22 protein-coding genes are annotated in these 19,425 nt (G+C 35.0%); 18 read left to right on the plus strand and 4 right to left on the minus strand.

Features of this window, described 5'->3' with window-relative positions:
* Positions 1-121 precede the first annotated feature (121 nt).
* From ACSVH7_RS04360 to ACSVH7_RS04385, 6 genes are all read left to right on the plus strand, one after another.
* Positions 122-664 carry a hypothetical protein gene (locus ACSVH7_RS04360; protein ID WP_438065473.1) on the plus strand — a complete coding sequence of 181 codons (543 nt, stop codon included), beginning with the start codon at positions 122-124 and terminating at the stop codon, positions 662-664.
* A 2-nt stretch (positions 665-666) separates the two neighbouring features.
* Complete coding sequence (locus ACSVH7_RS04365; RefSeq protein WP_159684713.1) at positions 667-870, plus strand: helix-turn-helix domain-containing protein; 204 nt, start codon at positions 667-669, stop codon at positions 868-870.
* 286 nt (positions 871-1,156) lie between these two features.
* Positions 1,157-1,993: a 50S ribosomal protein L11 methyltransferase gene (gene prmA / locus ACSVH7_RS04370; protein ID WP_438065474.1), complete on the plus strand. Its 837-nt coding sequence runs from the start codon at positions 1,157-1,159 to the stop codon at positions 1,991-1,993.
* Between the two features lie 35 nt (positions 1,994-2,028).
* Entirely contained in the window at positions 2,029-2,304 is a 276-nt protein-coding gene (locus ACSVH7_RS04375) for an ATP-dependent Clp protease adaptor ClpS (RefSeq protein ID WP_438065475.1), read from the plus strand.
* A 92-nt stretch (positions 2,305-2,396) separates the two neighbouring features.
* The gene (locus ACSVH7_RS04380; protein WP_438065476.1) at positions 2,397-3,662 is read left to right on the plus strand and encodes a sterol desaturase family protein; all 1,266 of its coding nucleotides are present in this window, start codon (positions 2,397-2,399) and stop codon (positions 3,660-3,662) included.
* A 75-nt stretch (positions 3,663-3,737) separates the two neighbouring features.
* Complete coding sequence (locus ACSVH7_RS04385) at positions 3,738-4,409, plus strand: lysoplasmalogenase (protein ID WP_438065477.1); 672 nt, start codon at positions 3,738-3,740, stop codon at positions 4,407-4,409.
* Positions 4,410-4,472: 63 nt separating this feature from the next.
* On the opposite strand, the gene ACSVH7_RS04390 is transcribed toward ACSVH7_RS04385, so the two are convergent.
* Positions 4,473-4,889 (minus strand): DUF6691 family protein, encoded by a 417-nt coding sequence (locus ACSVH7_RS04390; protein WP_438065478.1) that lies wholly within the window; start codon positions 4,887-4,889, stop codon positions 4,473-4,475.
* Positions 4,890-4,896: 7 nt separating this feature from the next.
* Positions 4,897-5,457 (minus strand): YeeE/YedE family protein, encoded by a 561-nt coding sequence (locus ACSVH7_RS04395; protein ID WP_438065479.1) that lies wholly within the window; start codon positions 5,455-5,457, stop codon positions 4,897-4,899.
* Positions 5,458-5,638: 181 nt separating this feature from the next.
* Between ACSVH7_RS04395 and ACSVH7_RS04400 the strand changes: the two genes are divergently transcribed.
* From ACSVH7_RS04400 to ACSVH7_RS04410, 3 genes are all read left to right on the plus strand, one after another.
* Positions 5,639-6,094, plus strand: a complete 456-nt coding sequence (locus ACSVH7_RS04400; protein WP_438065480.1) for a 2-dehydro-3-deoxyphosphooctonate aldolase — start codon at positions 5,639-5,641, stop codon at positions 6,092-6,094.
* A 129-nt stretch (positions 6,095-6,223) separates the two neighbouring features.
* Entirely contained in the window at positions 6,224-7,042 is an 819-nt protein-coding gene (gene kdsA / locus ACSVH7_RS04405) for a 3-deoxy-8-phosphooctulonate synthase (RefSeq protein ID WP_438065481.1), read from the plus strand.
* 17 nt (positions 7,043-7,059) lie between these two features.
* Entirely contained in the window at positions 7,060-7,893 is an 834-nt protein-coding gene (locus ACSVH7_RS04410) for a hypothetical protein (protein WP_438065482.1), read from the plus strand.
* A gap of 539 nt (positions 7,894-8,432) precedes the next feature.
* Here the strand turns inward: ACSVH7_RS04410 and ACSVH7_RS04415 are convergent.
* Positions 8,433-10,529 (minus strand): glycoside hydrolase family 97 protein, encoded by a 2,097-nt coding sequence (locus tag ACSVH7_RS04415; protein WP_438065483.1) that lies wholly within the window; start codon positions 10,527-10,529, stop codon positions 8,433-8,435.
* Positions 10,530-10,856: 327 nt separating this feature from the next.
* Between ACSVH7_RS04415 and ACSVH7_RS04420 the strand changes: the two genes are divergently transcribed.
* The 7 genes from ACSVH7_RS04420 (at position 10,857) to ACSVH7_RS04450 (ending at position 15,817) form a co-directional block, all read left to right on the plus strand.
* Complete coding sequence (locus ACSVH7_RS04420) at positions 10,857-11,729, plus strand: DUF808 domain-containing protein (RefSeq protein WP_438065484.1); 873 nt, start codon at positions 10,857-10,859, stop codon at positions 11,727-11,729.
* Positions 11,730-11,822: 93 nt separating this feature from the next.
* The gene (locus tag ACSVH7_RS04425) at positions 11,823-12,242 is read left to right on the plus strand and encodes a DUF1801 domain-containing protein (protein ID WP_438065485.1); all 420 of its coding nucleotides are present in this window, start codon (positions 11,823-11,825) and stop codon (positions 12,240-12,242) included.
* Positions 12,243-12,365: 123 nt separating this feature from the next.
* Complete coding sequence (locus ACSVH7_RS04430; protein ID WP_438065486.1) at positions 12,366-13,217, plus strand: HAEPLYID family protein; 852 nt, start codon at positions 12,366-12,368, stop codon at positions 13,215-13,217.
* A 162-nt stretch (positions 13,218-13,379) separates the two neighbouring features.
* Entirely contained in the window at positions 13,380-13,748 is a 369-nt protein-coding gene (locus tag ACSVH7_RS04435) for a glyoxalase (protein WP_438065487.1), read from the plus strand.
* A 98-nt stretch (positions 13,749-13,846) separates the two neighbouring features.
* Positions 13,847-14,347: a type II RES/Xre toxin-antitoxin system antitoxin gene (gene parS, locus ACSVH7_RS04440; protein WP_438065488.1), complete on the plus strand. Its 501-nt coding sequence runs from the start codon at positions 13,847-13,849 to the stop codon at positions 14,345-14,347.
* Positions 14,348-14,349: 2 nt separating this feature from the next.
* Complete coding sequence (locus ACSVH7_RS04445; RefSeq protein ID WP_438065489.1) at positions 14,350-14,820, plus strand: RES family NAD+ phosphorylase; 471 nt, start codon at positions 14,350-14,352, stop codon at positions 14,818-14,820.
* Positions 14,821-14,929: 109 nt separating this feature from the next.
* A complete protein-coding gene (locus ACSVH7_RS04450) occupies positions 14,930-15,817 on the plus strand; it encodes a carbon-nitrogen hydrolase (protein ID WP_024980785.1) in 888 nt (295 codons plus the stop codon).
* A 183-nt stretch (positions 15,818-16,000) separates the two neighbouring features.
* Here the strand turns inward: ACSVH7_RS04450 and ACSVH7_RS04455 are convergent, their stop codons facing one another.
* Positions 16,001-17,527: a choice-of-anchor I family protein gene (locus ACSVH7_RS04455; RefSeq protein WP_438065490.1), complete on the minus strand. Its 1,527-nt coding sequence runs from the start codon at positions 17,525-17,527 to the stop codon at positions 16,001-16,003.
* A gap of 185 nt (positions 17,528-17,712) precedes the next feature.
* On the opposite strand from ACSVH7_RS04455, the gene ACSVH7_RS04460 reads away from it, so the two are divergent.
* Positions 17,713-18,753, plus strand: a complete 1,041-nt coding sequence (locus tag ACSVH7_RS04460; RefSeq protein ID WP_438065491.1) for an agmatine deiminase family protein — start codon at positions 17,713-17,715, stop codon at positions 18,751-18,753.
* A 16-nt stretch (positions 18,754-18,769) separates the two neighbouring features.
* Entirely contained in the window at positions 18,770-19,360 is a 591-nt protein-coding gene (locus ACSVH7_RS04465; protein WP_438065492.1) for a sigma-70 family RNA polymerase sigma factor, read from the plus strand.
* The last annotated feature ends 65 nt before the right edge of the window (positions 19,361-19,425 follow it).

Raw genomic sequence — 19,425 nt, forward strand, 5'->3', positions numbered from 1 at the left:
TCACTTTCAGTCTTTTTTGAATTACCGTTTTCATTCAAATAAATACAAATAATAAATTTTTATTGTTTATCAATAAATTTTTATTATTTTTGAATCAACAAACCTAAAAAAACAAACTTTTATGGAAATCAGAATTAGCACCCAACAGCTACTCAAAATTCTATTTTATGTAGCCCTTTTACTTTTTGTTGGCATTTGCATTGAATCGGGAATGTACATTTTTAATGGCATTTACACCTTCACCATCAATTCGTACAACGCCAATTTTTTGAGTCTAAAAGCACTCTATCAATTTGACCCAGGACATTATGGTGTAGTGATGCTGCTGTTAAGCATCGTTACAACTTTAAAAGCTGTGCTCTTTTTTGTTATCGTAAAACTATTGCACGATAAAAACCTCAATCTTTACCAGCCCTTCAGTACAAAAATGTATCATTTTCTCTTAACCTTAAGCGGTTTAAGTGTAATAATCGCTTTTTTTTCCAATTACGGCCTCAACTACTTAAAGTGGTTGCAAAAAAAACCCATTAGCCTTCCTGACTTGAGTACATTCGCAGTAGGCGGAGGCGATGTTTGGTTTTTTATGGGCATCATCTTATTTCTGATAGCAAAAATCTTCAAAAGAGGCATCGAAATCCAATCCGATAACGAATTAACCATATAATTATGCCAATAGTAGTCAACCTAGATGTAATGATGGCCAAAAGAAAAATGTCCCTCAACGAGCTTTCCGAAAAAGTAGATTTAACGCTATCTAATCTTTCGATTTTAAAAACAGGCAAAGCAAAAGCCATTCGTTTTAATACCCTCGAAGCGCTCTGCAAAGCCTTAGAATGCGAACCTGGCGATTTACTCGAATATAAAAAATAACCGTTCTCAAACCATCACAAAACCTCGACTTTTGGACACAATAAGTCGAGGTTTTCAATTTTTAGGAGCACAAAACAAAAGGCATATTTGTTAGCATGGTACTTGCTCTCCGCTATATCTTTGTCTTTTTAAAGAAAAAAGACAAAGGATGCCGCTGCGATCAAGGCTAAGGAGCAGCATTGTTGATTTTTTTGGTTTTATTCCTAATAACCAACACTATAGCTTTTTGATATTTTTAACGCAGCTTCACCACAGAAATAGTAACTTTGCAAAAAAATATTGAAAAATGTCAAATAGTTACATAGGATATCATTTTACTATTGAACCCAAAGAATTAGGTTCAGAAATTCTAATTGCCGAATTGGGCGAAAAAGCATTCGAAAGCTTTACTGAAACTGAAACAGGAATTGACGCATTCGTTCAAAAAGACCTTTGGGACGAAACTATTTTAGAGGATATTTTTATTCTACAATCCGAAGAATTCAAAATCAGCTATACCTTCGCAGAAATCGAACAAATTAACTGGAATGAAGAATGGGAAAAAAACTTTGACCCTATTGATGTAGATGGAAAATGTCACGTTCGTGCTCCTTTTCACCCAAAAACCAATGCCGAGTTTGACATTGTCATCGAACCGAAAATGAGTTTTGGTACCGGTCATCATGAAACTACTCATATGATGATTCAGCACCTACTCGATATGGATGTTGCCGGTTTAAAAACACTCGATATGGGATGCGGAACAGCAATCTTGGCAATTTTAGCCGAAATGAAAGGCGCTCAACCTATAGATGCCATTGACATAGACAATTGGTGCTATTTGAATTCCATCGAAAATGCTGCTCGTAATAATTGCAAACACATCAACGTTTATGAAGGAGATGCTGTTTTATTAAATGGAAAACAATACGATTTGATTATAGCCAACATCAACAGAAATATTTTATTGAACGACATGCAAAGCTATGTGGACAGTTTAAATCCAAATGGAATTATTTTATTTAGTGGCTTTTATGAAGAAGACATTCCATTCCTAGACGCTACATGCACTGAAAAAGGATTGACTTTTGTAAAAAAATTGCAACGAAACAATTGGGTTTCTCTTAAATATGTTAAATCATAATTTTACAAATTCCATAGTATCTAAATCCCTACATTATGAGTACTAAAGAAAAAGTAAGAGAAAAGGTCAGCATCAAGGAATTGATGGGACTCAACAATGAAATTATAGTATACAATGACGATGTAAACACTTTTGATCACGTCATTGCTACTTTGATTCGGGTGTGTGATCATACTCCGGAACAAGCAGAACAGTGTTCATTAATAATCCACTATAATGGCAAATGTACCGTAAAAACAGGCCCTTATGACGAATTAAAACCCCAATGCACCCAATTATTAGCAGCAGGTTTAAGTGCTGAAATTGTGTAAGAAAAACAACTTTTATAAAAAAGCAGGATTATTTTCATATTTAATAATTCTGCTTTTTCTTTTTTCTATATTTGACAAAAAAAAGAAGTTTTATGGAAGAATACGGCAAAATATTAGTAGTTGTAATGCCCATTTTTTTACTATTGATTGCCCTTGAAAAAACCTATGGTTATCTAAAAGGAGAAGACACCGCTCCTTACATGGACACCGTATCAAGTGTAAGTTCGGGAATGACCAACTCAGTTAAAGATGTACTTGGTATTAGTATTTCTCTCCTAACTTATGAATGGTTAGAAACTAAAATAGCACTATTTCATTTAGAGGCCAATATTTGGGCTTACCTCATCGCATTTATTACGATTGATTTTTATGGTTATTGGTCACATCGCTGGTCGCATCAAATAAATTTTTTATGGAACAAACACGCCATACATCATAGTAGTGAGGAGTTTAATCTAGCTTGTGCATTGCGCCAAACTGTTTCTAGTTTTGTCAATTTATTTACATTTTTACTTATTCCAGCGGCCTTATTAGGAGTTCCTTCCGTTGTTGTAGCGATTACTTTGCCTATACATTTGTTTCTACAATTTTGGTACCATACCAAACACATCAAAAAAATGGGATTTCTAGAAAAAATCTTAGTAACTCCCTCTCATCACAGAGTACATCATGCCATCAATCCAGAATATATTGATAAGAATCATTCCCAAATCTTTATTTTTTGGGACAAACTTTTTGGTACTTTCCAAGAAGAATTAGATGAAGTCCCTCCTGTTTTTGGGATTACCCGACCAGCACAAACTTGGAATCCAATCCGCATTAATTTTCAGCATTTATGGCTTTTAATCTCTGATGCATGGCGGGCCGAAAGCTGGAAAGACAAACTCAGTATTTGGTTCAAACCTACGGGTTGGCGTCCTGAAAATTTTGAAGAAAGATATCCCGTTACAAAAATTAGCGATGTGTATCATTTTGAGAAATACGGCACAAAACATTCTAAAAAATTAATGTATTGGTCTATTTTTCAAGCTTTGATTACATTATTATTGATTACCTATATGTATAGTTCCATAGGGGTTATTGGTTTACCCCATGTTTTTGTATATGGCGCCTTCATCTTTGTAACCGTATACAGTTACACAGAATTGATGGATGCCCGAAAAACGGCTGTATTTTGGGAAGCTTTACGATTCCTTTTTGCTATGGGGCTGCTCTATTTTTATGGTGATTGGTTTGGATTGACCCATTTATTACCCGTGAGTACCTTTATTTTAATTGGGTATTTTTCGATTTCTCTTGCTATGAGTATTTACTTTGTGGCTGTTGATTTTGAAAAAGAAAAAATAGCGCTTGCCTAATTGCTTCAAACTTATACTAAACTTATTTAATTATTACCAAGCGGTCGTTTGACTGCTAACTACTTCTTGTGTCTTATGAAAACAAACAGTATCCTTAACAGCTACCTTATTTTTAGCCTACTCTACTTAGTATTACCTTTTATTGGATTAGATACTGTTAACTGGTATTTAAAGCCTTTTTTGTTGCCCTTTTTACTAGCAACTGTTCTCCTTACAGCCGATTTCCAAGGCAAAAAAGTATTGCTTAGCGCTTTATTGTTCTCTTGGATAGGAGACATCATTTTGATGTTTGCTGACAAAGCCGAAATTTATTTCATTTTAGGATTGGTTTCTTTTTTGCTTTCTCATGTACTATACATTGTCCTTTTTAGTAGACAACCCAAAACAGCTCTTAAAGGTAATTCCGTTGCTTTGTACCTAGGAGCTATCCTGATTCTTGGTTACTTCTTTGGTATGATTGGTCTATTGTTTCCGAAATTAGGTCCTTTGCAAATTCCTGTGATGGTTTACGCTGCAGTTATTACTACAATGCTCTTTGTTGCTTATAAAGGAAGTTTAACTTGGAAAAAAACAGCTGCGCATTATATCCTAGCAGGCGCTATTTTCTTTGTGCTTTCGGACAGTATTTTGGCTGTTAATAAATTCTACCAACCCATAGCTCAATCTGGTTTTTGGATTATGAGCACTTACATCTTGGCACAGTATCTTATTGTTTCAGGCCTACTTCGCCTAAACCAAAAAAAATAGTCTTTTCAGTATAGAAAAAGACTACTTTTTAATCAATTTTTAAATGAAATTCTACTCAGAAGCTTAATGAGGTAGTTTGTCTTTCGTCAATCCATAGACAAAAGTTCCCAAAAGTGCCCCCAATAGTACTAGCACCACTGGGGAAAATCCAGCGCCTAACAATATAAAGATAGGTCCAGGGCAACAACCAACAAGCGCCCATCCTAAGCCAAAAAGGATCCCTCCAATCCAATAGCGTGTAGAACTTTTTTCTTTGTCTTCTACCCGCATAGGTTCACCTTTTATGTTTTTAATTTGAAACCGTTTCACCAATTGCATTCCGATTAATCCAGTGGTTACAGCAACTCCAATTATCCCATACATGTGAAAGGATTGAAAGTGAAACATTTCGTAAATGCGATACCAAGAAACGGCTTCTGATTTCGTTAAAACAATTCCGAATAGGAATCCAACGAGAAGGTATTTTAAAGCTTTGAACATAACGTAATTATTTTAAAAGTAAAGGCAACAAGAGATGCGCCATAATTAAACCACCAATAAAGAACCCAATTACCGCTTTGAGCGAAGGCAATTGCAAATTACTCAAGCCTGTAATGGCGTGGCCTGAGGTACAGCCACCGGCATAACGAGAGCCAAAACCAATTAAAAATCCACCTAAAAGCAATAGCGCTATTCCTTTTGGAGATTGAAACACCGAACTGCTAAAAAGCGCATCAGGCACTAATTTCCCATCGGGAGCATCGACACCTAAAACGGCCAATTGTTCAATGGTTTCGGGATTGATCGCAACATTAGTTGGTGCACTCATATAATGCACAGCTACAAAACCTCCTAGCATTGCCCCTAATACCACGACTAAATTCCAGCGGGAGGCTTTCCAATCAAAATCAAAGAAAGGCACCTTTTTTCCCGCACTAGCCAAAGTACACAAGGAACGAAGATTAGAAGACATACCAAATGTTTTTCCTAAAAAAATCAAAGTAAGCATAACCATGCCTATTACAAAACCTGAAAAATACCAAGGCCACGTTTGATACATAAAATCCATAAGTTCAAATTAAAATTTCTGCAAAGATAAGATGCTTTTGAAGCGAAACGGTGAGATATGTCACAAAGCAAAAAAAAACAGTCCTACATATTGTAAAAACATACCCCTCAAATTTTTATATTTGCTAGAAAAACCCATGCAAGTGGGCGCTCTAATTGTTTTAAAAATAAAATTTTCTACTATGAAAAAAATCTATGGTTTTTTGGCCTGCCTTTTCCTTTTTACCGCTTGTATTAGCACTAAGTCGACCCTTCAAAATGTAGACAATAATGCTCCTATTCCTAAACTTTCCAAAAACAATACCTTTGTCATTACCGCTTTTAGTAAAGATAAAAAATACGGATACGACAAAGATTTTCCCATCAATATTTATTATCGCGGTACGAAAGATGAAAGCATCAATCAACACCGATTTTTGAATGCGCTAGCTGGCCCTAAAGGAGAAGTGATCACTTATACTAAATTAGAAAGTTGTTGTCCGTTTCCTTCTAAAAACTCAGAAATGGGAGCCGGGTTTTTAGATGTTTATGAGGTAAAATGGGAAGGACAGAAAAAACCGATTTTATTATACTTAAATATTTATGAGAGAGGACAATTAATGGTACCGATTGGATTCAGTCTTAAGGCCCAAAATTAAACAGTATATTCTCTAAAAACAGGACTGATTTGTGGATTCTTTTTGAATAATAATGTGCCCACAAACTATTTTCTTAAAAATTATCTAAAATCCCAAAAGCTATTTACCTTTGCAAAAAAAAATCACAACATGAACATACATCATATTCCTCAAATTAAACATACAGAAAGTGGTAATTTTTTCGTTTTAGCTGGTCCATGTGCCATTGAAGGGGAAGAAATGGCTTTGCGTATAGCCGACCGATTGGTTAGCATCACAGACAAATTGCAAATTCCTTACGTTTTTAAAGGATCTTTCAAAAAAGCCAACCGTTCAAGAATAGACAGTTTTTCTGGCATTGGAGATGAAAAAGCTTTGAAAATTCTTCAAAAAGTATCCGAAACATTTGGTGTACCAACAGTTACAGATATTCACACTAATGAGGACGCGGCTATGGCTGCTGCTTATGTAGATGTTTTGCAAATTCCTGCCTTTTTAGTACGACAAACAGACTTGGTGGTTGCTGCTGCCAATACTGGAAAAGTAGTCAACTTGAAAAAAGGACAATTCATGAGTCCAGAGAGTATGAAACATGCGGTTCAAAAAGTACTGGACTGTCAAAACGAAAATGTAATGGTTACAGACCGCGGTACTATGTTTGGCTACCAAGATATGATTGTAGATTATAGAGGTATTCCAACGATGCAGCAGTATGCCACAACCGTTTTGGATGTTACGCATTCTTTACAACAACCTAACCAAACCGCTGGTGTAACTGGAGGTCGCCCCGATATGATAGAAACTGTAGCTAAAGCCGGAATTGCGGTAGGTGTAGACGGAATCTTTATTGAGACTCATTTTGACCCCGCTAATGCTAAAAGTGATGGTGCGAATATGTTGCATTTAGATTATTTTGAAGCGTTAATGACAAAACTAGTCGCCATCAGACAAACTATCAATCAATTTTAATTTTATAGTAGAGCCCCTTGAAAAATTTATTCTATTTCGTTAGTGCTTTTTTAATTACGACTATTGCTATAGCACAAGAGAGCAATAATGAACGCTACACTGCTCATAATAAAGGAAAATTCTTTGTTTCGTGGGGAGGCAACAGAGAATGCTACAGCAAATCGGACGTTACTTTTACAGGTAAAGATTATCGTTTTACGGTAGCTGACATGCGAGCTCATGACAAACCTAAAGGCTGGCATATTGATTACATCAATCCTACCAAAATGACAATTCCTCAAACAAATTTACGTTTAGGGTATTTTTTCTCTGATCATTATAGCGTAACAATTGGAGTAGATCATATGAAATATGTGATGACACAAGATCAAACGGCCAATGTTACAGGTTACATAAATGGCCCTATTCATAATGGCATTTACAACAATACTCCTGTTAACTTTACTGACGAAACATTTTTAACCTACGAACATACTGATGGTTTAAACTATATCAATACAGAAGTTTCTCGTCATGATGATATCTCTAAGTTATTCAAAATTGGAAATACGGATAAAATTCAAATTAACTTGACAGAAGGAGTAGGTTTTGGGGTATTGTATCCAAAAACGAATACCAAATTGCTAGGAAAAGAACGTCATGATGATTTTCACGTATCAGGTTTTGGAACTTCCTTGAAAGCAGGTTTAAATGTTACTTTCTTTAAATATTTCTATATACAAGGAGAATTAAAAGGCGGCTATATCAACATGAATGACATCAGGACCACAGTGAGTACCGATGACAAAGCATCGCAAGATTTTTTCTTTTTCCAAAAAATAATTATGTTTGGCGGAATATTCAGGATTTAGAAATTATAGTATAATGCGTAGCAGTAAATAGAGGAAAGACGGAAGATGAGGAAGAAATAGATGAGAGAGAATAGATAAAAAGTCTTATTTCTAGACTTTTGTTCAAAAAAGAGACGCTTAATTTGTTGTTCTTTCTATTATTATTTTTTATTTAATATCGTAATTTCTTTATACCATTCCGTAGCTATTTGGTAAAATTTACCCGTTTCGCTCCAAAAGCATTCACTACAAATTCTCAAACTAAACCACTATGGACCGAAAGGCCATAGATTTGGTTTGGCAGGCTAAAAATCTGCAAGGTTGCAATATAATTTAACCGCAGATTCACAAATTATTATAATTATTAATCTTTTAAAATCTGCGAATCTGCGGTGTGAAAATTTTTAGAAGCTAAAGCAAGATGCACTGAAAGTGCATAGTTTTAAACTCTATTTGAGACCAATAAAACGTAAACACGCACTAAATAAGTGCTGTATTCATAAAAAAAAGGAAAGAATAGCTACAAACTATCCTCTCCTTTTTTTATGAAATAATCTAAATTATTTAATTGGTTCAAAACTTATGGCGGTCCCTCCTCCTGCGGCCAATTGCAGTTTGATTTTACTAGCCGAAGTTACCACTTGCGTTTTGATTTTATAGGCAATTGGATTTTTTTCCCAATGTGCATCCTTGGCATCTTCATAAATAATGGCTTTGTATTTTTTGCCTTTAGTCAGGAAATCCAATTTAATTTCTGTTGTTCTGGTATTTTCATCCGTGATGGCACCTAAGAACCAAGTGTCTTTTCCTTTGGTTTTTCTAGCCACCGTAAGATAATCCCCGGGTTCTGCTTCTAAATACAAACTTTCGTCCCAATCCATCGCCACGTCTTTTATGAACTGAAAAGCATCAGGGTATTTCACGTAGTTTTCGATTAAATCGGCCGCCATTTGCAAAGGCGAATACATTGTTACGTACAAGGCCAATTGCTTCGCCAAGGTCGTGTGCACTTGCTCGGTTTTACTTTTATCGTAGTAACTCATTTTGATTTCAAAAATCCCTGGCGTGTAGTCCATAGGTCCCCCTAATTGACGTGTGAAAGGCAAAATGGTTTCATGTGCTGGAGGATTTCCGTTGCTCCAAGCATTGAATTCGTTCCCACGAGCCGATTCGGCAGCAATATAATTAGGATAAGTTCGACTGTAACCTGTTGGGTGAGAACATTCGTGAGAGTTGACCATCAATTTGTTATCAGCAAAACGACGTGCTACAAAATTAAAGTGATTCACCATGGATTGTCCGTCATGGAATTCGCCACGTGGAATTATTTTACCTACATAGCCAGTTTTAGCGGCAGGATAGTCGTATTTTTTCATCAAATCCATCGCGCGATCTAAGTGGCGTTCGTAATTACCCACTGAACCAGAAGTCTCGTGGTGCATGATCATTTTTACGTTTTTGGCTTTGGCGTAAGCCGTTACTTCATCCAAATTAAAATCAGGATAAGGCGTCATAAAATCAAAAACCTCTTCTTTCCAGTTGCCAGCCCAATCTTCCCATCCTACGTTCCAACCTTCTACTAACACGCCATCAAAACCGTGCTTAGCAGCAAAATCGATATAACGTTTCGTATTTTCGGTTGTGGCTCCGTGTTTCCCTGTTGGGATTGCGGCTCCATTGATATTGTGAGCATTTTGAGATCCTGCATAATCCCAAGTTGATTTACCAACATGCATTTCCCACCAAATCCCCACATATTTCATCGGTTTGATCCAAGAAGTGTCTTCAATTTTAGACGGTTCGTTCAGATTCAAAATCATCTTTGAACTCACGATTTTTCTCGCGTCGTCGCTTACCATAATCGTACGCCAAGGAGATACACAAGGCGCTTGCAAATAAGCTTTGTCACCAATGACGTTGGGCACCAAATTGGCCTTAAGAGAATACTTTTGCACATTGGCATCCAAATGCATCACAGGATAATTCACCACCGCCGCCTCAAAAATATTAAGGTAAAGCCCTGAAGATGATTTCATTTGCAAAGGGGTTTGCACCGTATATTTTCCTGGAATTGATTTTACACCAATACCGTTATTCATATTTAATTTTTCATTGTCAATTTCGGAGAATTTCGTTTCATTATATACGTATTCATTACTATCAAAATCTCCTGGAATCCAAAATACTTTGTGGTTATCCGTCAAATTAAACTCGGTTTTCTCATCAGAAATGATAAAATAGTTGAGGTGTTCTTGTTTTGGAAAATCATAGCGAAACGCTACCCCTTCATCAAAGGCTCTAAAAATCAAATTTAGCTTTACTTTCGAATCTTTATTTAATAAAGAAACAATAAGTTCATTGTAGTGGTTAACAATTTGAGCTTCTTCCCCTAGAACCGGTTTCCATTTTTCATTAATCGAATTACTTTTAGTCCCCGTAATTTCAAAATGATTCATTAAACCTTGTTTGTCTTTAAGATTAATCCCCAAGGCACTTGGTTGTACAACAGGTTTATTCTTATAAGTTACGGTATACGTAGGTTGTCCATCAGAAGTAAGCTGGAAGGAAAGCGACAAAGTCCCTGCGGGGGATTGTACAGATTGTGCATTACTTGTACACATCCATAACAAAGAAAATAAGAATACAATTTTTTTCATGGTATTTAATTTAGATAACCTTAAAAATACACAAAAAATCGGTTTAGGAAAACACGCTGAGTTACTCCATCGTTTGAGTTGTATAATTTGCCCGTATTTTAACTCAATATTTACATTTGGATAAGCAATCTACATTCCATTAATTTCAATAAAATTTAAACTCTTACAGGTATTTAATCCATTATAACTAGTAAAACGTGCTAGTAAAAATCCATTAATACGACTGGAATTTCTATCAAAAATGTAGTAGTTTAGCGGAATCAAATTTAAAAACATAGTAACTAAATTCTTTTTAGCTATAACCTCAACAAAATCAAACAAGTATACATGGGATCAGGATTTTTTGCATTATTGGATGATATCGCAGCAATTATGGATGATGTGGTAGCAATGAGTAAAATTGCTACCAAAAAAACAGCAGGAATTTTAGGAGATGACTTGGCAGTCAATGCAGAAAAAGCTTCAGGATTTGTTTCTTCAAGAGAACTACCAGTATTGTGGGCTATTACTAAAGGTTCTTTTTTTAACAAACTAATCATTCTTCCGATTGCTTTTGTACTTAGTGCTTTTTCTCCTTTGGCCATTAAAGTAATTTTAGTTTTGGGAGGACTTTATTTAGCTTATGAAGGTGCGGAAAAAATTTATGAATACTTCTTTCCGCATCATCATCACGAAGCTGAAATTTCAATAACACAATCTTTCACTGAAGAAGAAATTCTTACACAAGAAAAAGGAAAAATAAAAGCCGCTATTGTTACAGATTTTATCCTCTCTGTTGAGATTGTAATTATTGCTTTAGGAACCGTTTTAGAGAAATCAATTCCTACTCAAATTGCCGTAGTTTCTATAGTTGCCATTATTGCTACTATCGGCGTATACGGCATTGTAGCATTAATTGTTCGTATGGATGATATGGGTTTCAAACTAATGCAACTAAGTAGCAAAGAGAATGGCTTTTTGACCAAAATTGGAAGCTTCTTAGTAAACGCTTTACCTAAAGTCATTAAAAGTTTAGCCGTAATCGGAACTATTGCTTTAATAATGGTTGCTGGTGGAATTTTTGCTCATCAAATCTATTATTTACATCACGTACTTCCACAAGTTCCAAGCTTCATCAAAGAACCAATATTTGGTTTACTCTTTGGTGGAATTACACTACTCATAGTAACCATCATAAAGAAAATTTTAGGTAAAAAATAAATAACACCCCTATTTTCAATTAATTATAAGTTAGCTTTTGTTTTTTCTACAAAATAAAAGCTAACTTTATTTTTTATCCTAATCTTAAAGAAAATGGCGCAACAAACTATCGAAACAGATCAAAATGTGGCTGATTTTATTGAAAAATTTGCCGATTCAGAACAAAAGAAAAAAGACAGCCATAAATTAGTTGAAATTATGCAGGCTGTTTCTGGTTGCCAAGCTACAATGTGGGGCGCATCAATCATTGGCTTTGGCAAATATCACTACAAATACGAAAGCGGACACGAAGGAAACGCTCCCCTACTGGGTTTTTCTCCAAGAAAATCAGCGATTTCGTTGTATGTTTTTACTGGACTCGAAGAGCACGAACCCCTTTTAACAAGTTTAGGGAAATTCAAAAGAGGAAAAGCTTGTTTGTATGTTACTAAACTCAGTGATATCGATTTGAATCAGTTGCAAGTGATTATGAAAGCCAATATTGAATATTTAAAAACTCGCTTCGAATCTTAAATTAAAAATTGAAAAGACTATTTCAAGAAAGTAAAAAGGCTATTATACTGATTTTTAGCATCCGACCATACCCAAACAAAGCAACGTTTCTAAATTTTAAACTAGGAAAATAAATTCAATCAAATGAAAAAGGTTTTTATTGTTTTACTATCCATTCTCTGTCCTTCAATTGTTATCAGTCAAAATGAAAATAAAAAAGTAAAAGACAGTTTATATATTGAGGCTGTGGAAAATAAATTGCAACCAGACAAAGTTCTTCACGCAGAACCACTTTACATTGATCTAATTAGAGATTTAGGTGCCCGAAAAGGAGAAAAAGAATGGAATATCGGCTTTGAATTAAAAGACAATAATTCATTTGATTCCTACAACGGATTTGTTGAATATGAGTGGGCAGTAATTGATCGTTTAGGTTTAGAAATTGAAGTTCCATTCACTTTTTATTCTCCAAACAACAGTGGTGTTACCATTCCAAAAAATGCCATAGATGGATTAAAACTAGCTACACAATACTCGTTTTATGTTTCCGAAAAAAACAAAACCACACTAGCCATTGCCTACCTGAACGAATTTGAACTACCCAGCTTTTCAGATTATGGAAAATCTAAAGCCATAATTGGTAACATTTACAATCCTTTTTTTGTTGCTGCAAAACGATGGGGGAACAATTTTCATACTTTACTTTACACAGGCCCCGTAATTGAACATCATTTTAAAAGTAAAGAAATCGAAACCACTTGGCAAATTAACACTAGTTTTCACTATATGATTCCCGGAACTAGTAACTTTATTGGAATAGAATTGAATAAAGAAATTCATAACGGCGCTTTTGATATGGTTATAAGACCACAAATGCGTGTTGGTATAATTGATAATTTATTGATTGGTATCGTTACTGGAATTCCTATAAGCAAAGAAAACGAGCGATTTAGCACTTTCCTCCGACTAATTTATGAACCAAAAGGTATACATTAAAAATTGACAATCTGTTACTTGTACCAATAATAAAAATGGCACGCGGATGTCCCAAATTTAAACGGATTTTTCATATGGAAATCAGCGAACATCTGTACCATATGTGTTCCAAAGTTGCATTGTTGATACACATAGCGGACAGTCATATTAAAAAATAAAAAAATGCATTTCAAAACTAAATCCATCCGCCCCTTTATAGGCTCAAAAAACTACACAGAATCGAGACTATTTTATAAAGAGCTGGGCTTTACTGAAAATATTCTTTCTCCCAATATGAGTTATTTCAGCACCGCTAATTTTGGCTTCTATCTACAAGATGCTTATGTAAAAGACTGGATTGACAATACAATGGTTTTTATGGAAGTTGAAGATGTAGAAGAATTCTGGGAATCATTGAAAGCTTTGCATTTAAATGAAAAGTATCCTACTGCGAAACTAGTCCCTATCCGCTATCTCGACTGGGGTAAGGAATGTTTTTTACACGATCCTTCAGGTATTCTTTGGCATTTTGGAGCATTTACTTTAAAGTAAATTTTAACTTATTTTGAACATAAAAAGCAAATATGTTGTATATTTACAGCACATATGCTTTTATAAAAAATTAAAAAAAAACGCTAAACACAATTCAAATGGAAAACGAGAACCCTAAAAAAAAGTCTTTTGATCCCCAAGAAAGTATAAGTAGAGCAAAAGAATATCAAATTTCAAAACCAAAATGGCACATCGTTTCTGAAGGAAGTGAATATATATGGACCTCAAAACTAGAACGAGTTAGCATCATTAGAAAAGGCATTCCATATGAATCAATTGAAGGAATAAGCAAGAGAATTAATCTTCCTATAAAGGAAGTTTTATACTTATTTGGTTTACCACAAACCACCTATAACAAAAAAAGAAGAGAAAAATCCTTACTCAATGGTAGAGACAGCGAAATTGTTTTATTACTTACCGAACTAGTAGACTTTGGAATAGAAGTATTTAATAATGAAGAAGATAAATTTCAAAGATGGTTAAAAAAACCTAACTACGCTTTGGGAGGTTATACCCCTGAAAGTTTATTAGACTCAACTACTGGCATTCAGGAAGTCAAAAATTGTTTAAATAGACTAGAACACGGAAGCTTTGCCTAATTATGAAAGTGTTCAGAATCGAAAGAGAAAAATATCTATCAACCACTTTAAAAGGGATTGGAGCGGCTTTAAGCGAGGGTTTTAGATGGAATAGTGCCAATACAAATTTAGTTTATACAGCTGAATCTAGAGCATTAGCTACTTTAGAAATAGCCGTTCATCTAGATCTAACAAGTGATTTACCAACCGATCGCTTTTATGTTGAATTATGTATTCCCGATGAAATTGAAATACTTGATTTGTCCATAGAAAGCCTTCCTGAAGGTTGGGATTCAAAACCACCTTTATTGGAAACGCAATACATTGGTGATGATTTCGTGTTACAAAACGAAGCATTAATATTACGAGTTCCTAGCAGTATCATTCCTCAAGAATATAACTACTTAATCAACCCACACCATCCAGAAATCAAAAAGATAAAAATTATAAATACAGAAAAACTAATCTTTGACCATCGCTTAAAAACAAAATAAATCGAATCTTTAATCAACTCTTATTTATTCTGTGCTATTATAACTTTCATTTTCCCTCATTAGAACTCTTTAGAAAAAATAACTACTTTTGCACTCTAAATTTTAAGTTATGCCTAATAAAAAATACAAAATAGCGGTTATCCAATTAAACCTCAACGATGTTGCTGAAAACAACTTAAAAAAATGTTTACACTGGGTTCGAGAGGCAGCAAAGCAAGGCGCAGAAGTTATTTCGTTACCAGAATTATATAGCAGTCATTATTTTTGTCAAAGTGAAGACGTGGATAATTTTGCCTTGGCAGAACCTTTATACAGCACTTCATTTATTGCTTTTTCGGCATTAGCCAAAGAATTAGGCGTGGTAATCATTGTTCCTTTCTTCGAAAAGAGAATGGCAGGAATTTACCACAACAGTGCTTACATCATTGATACCGATGGAACCGAAGCTGGACTGTATCGCAAAATGCACATTCCAGACGATCCTCATTTTTATGAAAAATTCTACTTTACACCAGGTGATATTGGTTTCAAAGCTTTCCCTACACAAAAAGGAAAAATTGGAACCTTAATTTGTTGGGATCAATGGTATCCAGAAGGTGCGAGACTAACTGCTTTGCAAGGAGCTGAAGTGTTGTTTTACCCAACCGCAATTGGATGGCATCCTTTAGAAAAAGAACAATATGGTGAAAACCAACACGGTGCTTGGATGAATGTGATGAAAGGTCACGCGGTAGCCAATGGTGTGTATGTAGCCGCAGCCAACCGTATTGGTTTGGAACAATACATCGAAGGAACAGCTGGAATTGAATTCTGGGGTTCGTCATTTATTGCTGGACCACAAGGCGAAATTTTAGCACAAGCTTCACACGATAAAGAAGAAATACTAATCGCTGAAGTTGATTTGGATTTACAAGAAAACGTACGTCAGAATTGGCCGTTTTTCAGAGACAGACGCATCGATGCTTTTGGGGACATTACCAAAAGAGCAATAGACTAACTTCAATAAAGTTACTAAGAAACTAAGTATCTAAGATGCTAAGAATATTTAAAAATTTGTTTCTTAAATACTTTTAGCTAAGAAACTACTTTATTAAAAATTCCGCTAAAAAACAAAGCGTCTGAAATTCTAAGAATATTTTAAACTTAGAATCTCAGACGCTTTTCTATTGAAAATCTTGAGTTAATTCAATTCAGGCTGAAAAATCTTGATTGTTCCATCCCCTTCACTACTTACGATAACCATACTTTTCTTGTTCGGACTTTTAGCTGCAGGAATAAACGTTAGTCCTTCAGGAGCATCGCCCGTTTTGATAATTTGTAAAAACTTAGGAGCTGTAGGAGAAGTCACATCGTATACCATAAAAGCATCGGCTCTTTCTAGACCTACAAAAAGAATTTGCTTATTTCCCATTTTGGTTACATAAACCGCCTCAGGTTCTACGCCTTTGTCATCACTTCTATTATCATCATAAAGTCCTAGTTCATTAGCTTTTTTATCTAATTCATTTTTACTATCAAAAACTAAAGCACCGGTGTTGCCATTCCAAATCGAGAATGAACGAGCACCAAAACCAATCAATTCATCAAAATCGCCATCGCCATCAGTATCTCCCATTTTGATATTGATATTCAAACGTCCCAAAACACCATCCGCTTTCATAGCAGCAGCCGTTGGAAAAACCGTTGGATCCAAAACCACTGAAGAGTGATTGATTCTACGAACATCCACAAAAGCACTGTATTCGCGTGCATCCCCTTCATTGGCTGTAACCAAATAAGGAATAGCATTACTTTCAAAATTAGCAATCGCATCCGGTTGAAACATTCCTTTCACCTTCCAAGTGGCAAAAGCAATGGCTCCATCTTTATCGCTTACATCTATAGCGTTATCTGCCAAAGAATAGTCTTTATATCCTAATGGAAAAAGTTGTAAGTTCTTTTTGCCTATCAAATCAATTTTAGCTATTCCATTATTTTCTTGCAAAGTAACCCAAGCCGTTTTTGAGTCCGCTGAAACCGTAACATATTCTGGTTCAACATCGTTAGCAAAATTATTGGAAACACTTGCTATACGAAATCCTTTGGTCTTCAAATCAGAAAGTTGTGTACTGAATTGAGCAAAATTTAAAGTCGTCACAGCATAATTCGCAGCAACATCAATAATTGAAACAGAACCTTCTGGATCTAATGAATAGGTATCGTTAGGCTCTCCTTCATTAGCAGTAACCATAAATTTACCGTCTGGCGAAAAAGTAATCATATCTGGCAAAGCCCCTACAGTGATTTCTTTAATCAAAGCATAAGTCGAAGTATTAAAAACGACCACTTTCCCTGCCTCCTGTTTATTCGATTTAGATTCTAAAGCCACCGCTAGTTTTCCTCCATAAACTGCAACGCTATTAGCAGCACCATTGTAGGTAGCCATATCAATACTCGTTAGCACAACAGGTTTTGTAGGATCTGTCAAATCGATTACATCAATTTTGTTCGTTGAGCTGTTGTTTACCGTAAAAAGCCTTTTGGTAGTTTCATCATAAGCGCTAATTTCTGCAGCGCCAGTTCCACCAATTGTAATCGTACCTACTTCTTTAAACGAAGCTGGATTTTCGTTTACTTCCAATTCTGGAGTAGTGTTCTCATTATTGTCGTTTTCACAACCAAAGATCAAAAATAGCGCTGCAAACACAGCCAAAGTTTTCTTTATCATTATTTTAAATTTAGTTTTTTCAAAAATAGGGCGACAAGAAATCTCTGGCATTATCAAAATATTATATAATCTTTAACATAAAAAACAAACGCCGCAAACGAGCCTTTCAAAAATGTATGAATTTCAATTCTATTTTAATACTTGGGAATGTTTATCTTTGCCCGAAGTAAAATTGGCATCTATTTATGACAACAACCTCAAGAAGATTCCCAGCAGAATGGGAAAAACAACAAGGAATCCTATTATGTTTTCCACATAACGGAAAAGACTGGCCTGGAAAATACGAAGCGGTACAATGGGCTTTCGTAGAATTCATCAAAAAAGTAGCCACCTACGAAACTGTTTTTTTGGTAGTTGCCGATGAAAAACAAAAAGAAAAAGTTACTGAATTGCTAACAATGGCTACAGTAAATTTAGATCAGATATCCTTCATCATTCATAAAACCAATAGAGGTTGGATGCGTGATTCTGGTCCAATCATTGTAAAAAATGGCAATCAAATAGAAGCCTTGAATTTCAATTTTAACGGTTGGGCTAAGTATAAAAACATCAATTTAGACAAACACGTACCAAGTAAAGTAGCCGAGCATTTACAACTTCCCTTAACGCAAGTTACCTACAAAGGAAAACCCGTAATTGTAGAAGGTGGTGCTATTGATGTAAACGGACGTGGTACCTTGTTAACTTCAGAAGAATGCTTAATGCATCCTACAATTCAGGTGCGTAATGAAGGTTTTACCAAAGAAGATTACGAAGCGGTTTTTAAAGAGTACTTAGGCATTACCAATGTCATTTGGCTAGGAGATGGCATAGAAGGCGATGATACACACGGACACATCGATGATTTATGCCGATTTGTAAACGAGGACACTATTGTTACCATTATTGAAACTAATCCAGAAGATAGCAATTACAAACCTTTACAAGACAACTTAAAACGTTTGCAAAATGCGAAACTAGAAAACGGACAAGCACCTGTAATTGTTACTTTACCTATGCCTAAACGCATTGATTTTGACGGATTGCGTTTACCTGCGAGTTATGCTAATTTCTTGATTTTAAACCACTGTGTTTTGGTACCTACTTTCAATGATGCTAATGACCGAGTGGCTTTGAATATTCTTTCAGAATGTTTCCCTGATAGAGAAATCATCGGAATAAGTGCAATTGATTTTATTTGGGGATTTGGAACGTTGCATTGCTTGAGTCAACAAATTCCTGAGTAATTTTTACTTTAAAAAGATGAAAAAAGAATGCTGCAATATCAATGAAGTAGTAGATGAATTTTATTCTTTTTTAAAAAATTACATTCTTAAAAAAGTACAAGACACAACGATAGCTGAGGATATTGTTCAAGAAGTGATGCTACAACTCATTGAATCGCATCAAAAAAATAAAGCCATTGCCAATGTAAAGGCTTGGTTGTTTCAAGTAGCCAGAAATACGATTCACGATTATTTCAACAAGAATAACATTGATAGTATCGAGATTGATGAAATCCTTCTCGACAAAAATGCACAAACATTTGAATTATCGGTATATGATTATATTATACCGATGATTCAATTACTTCCTAAAAAATATGCTGAACCTTTGTATTGGAGTGATATTGATAAAATCCCTCAAATCGAAATCGCCAAAAAACTGAATATAAATCTTTCAGCGGCAAAAATGAGAATTCAAAGGGCAAGAATCCAATTGCGAGAACTCTTTGTAGACAGTTGTGATATTGAATATGATGCAAATGGTAACTTTGTTACTTGTACGGTTAAAAAAAACTGTACAACCGTTCAAAATCATTTGGATGATTTTAAAGCTGAAGTAAAAAAATAATTTTTTTTCCAAAAAAATGTGTCTTTTGTTTCAGTTCAAAGACTACATAGTATAGTTTAATCTTA

The organism is Flavobacterium sp. TSSA_36 (assembly GCF_051547165.1).
Lineage (GTDB): Bacteria > Bacteroidota > Bacteroidia > Flavobacteriales > Flavobacteriaceae > Flavobacterium.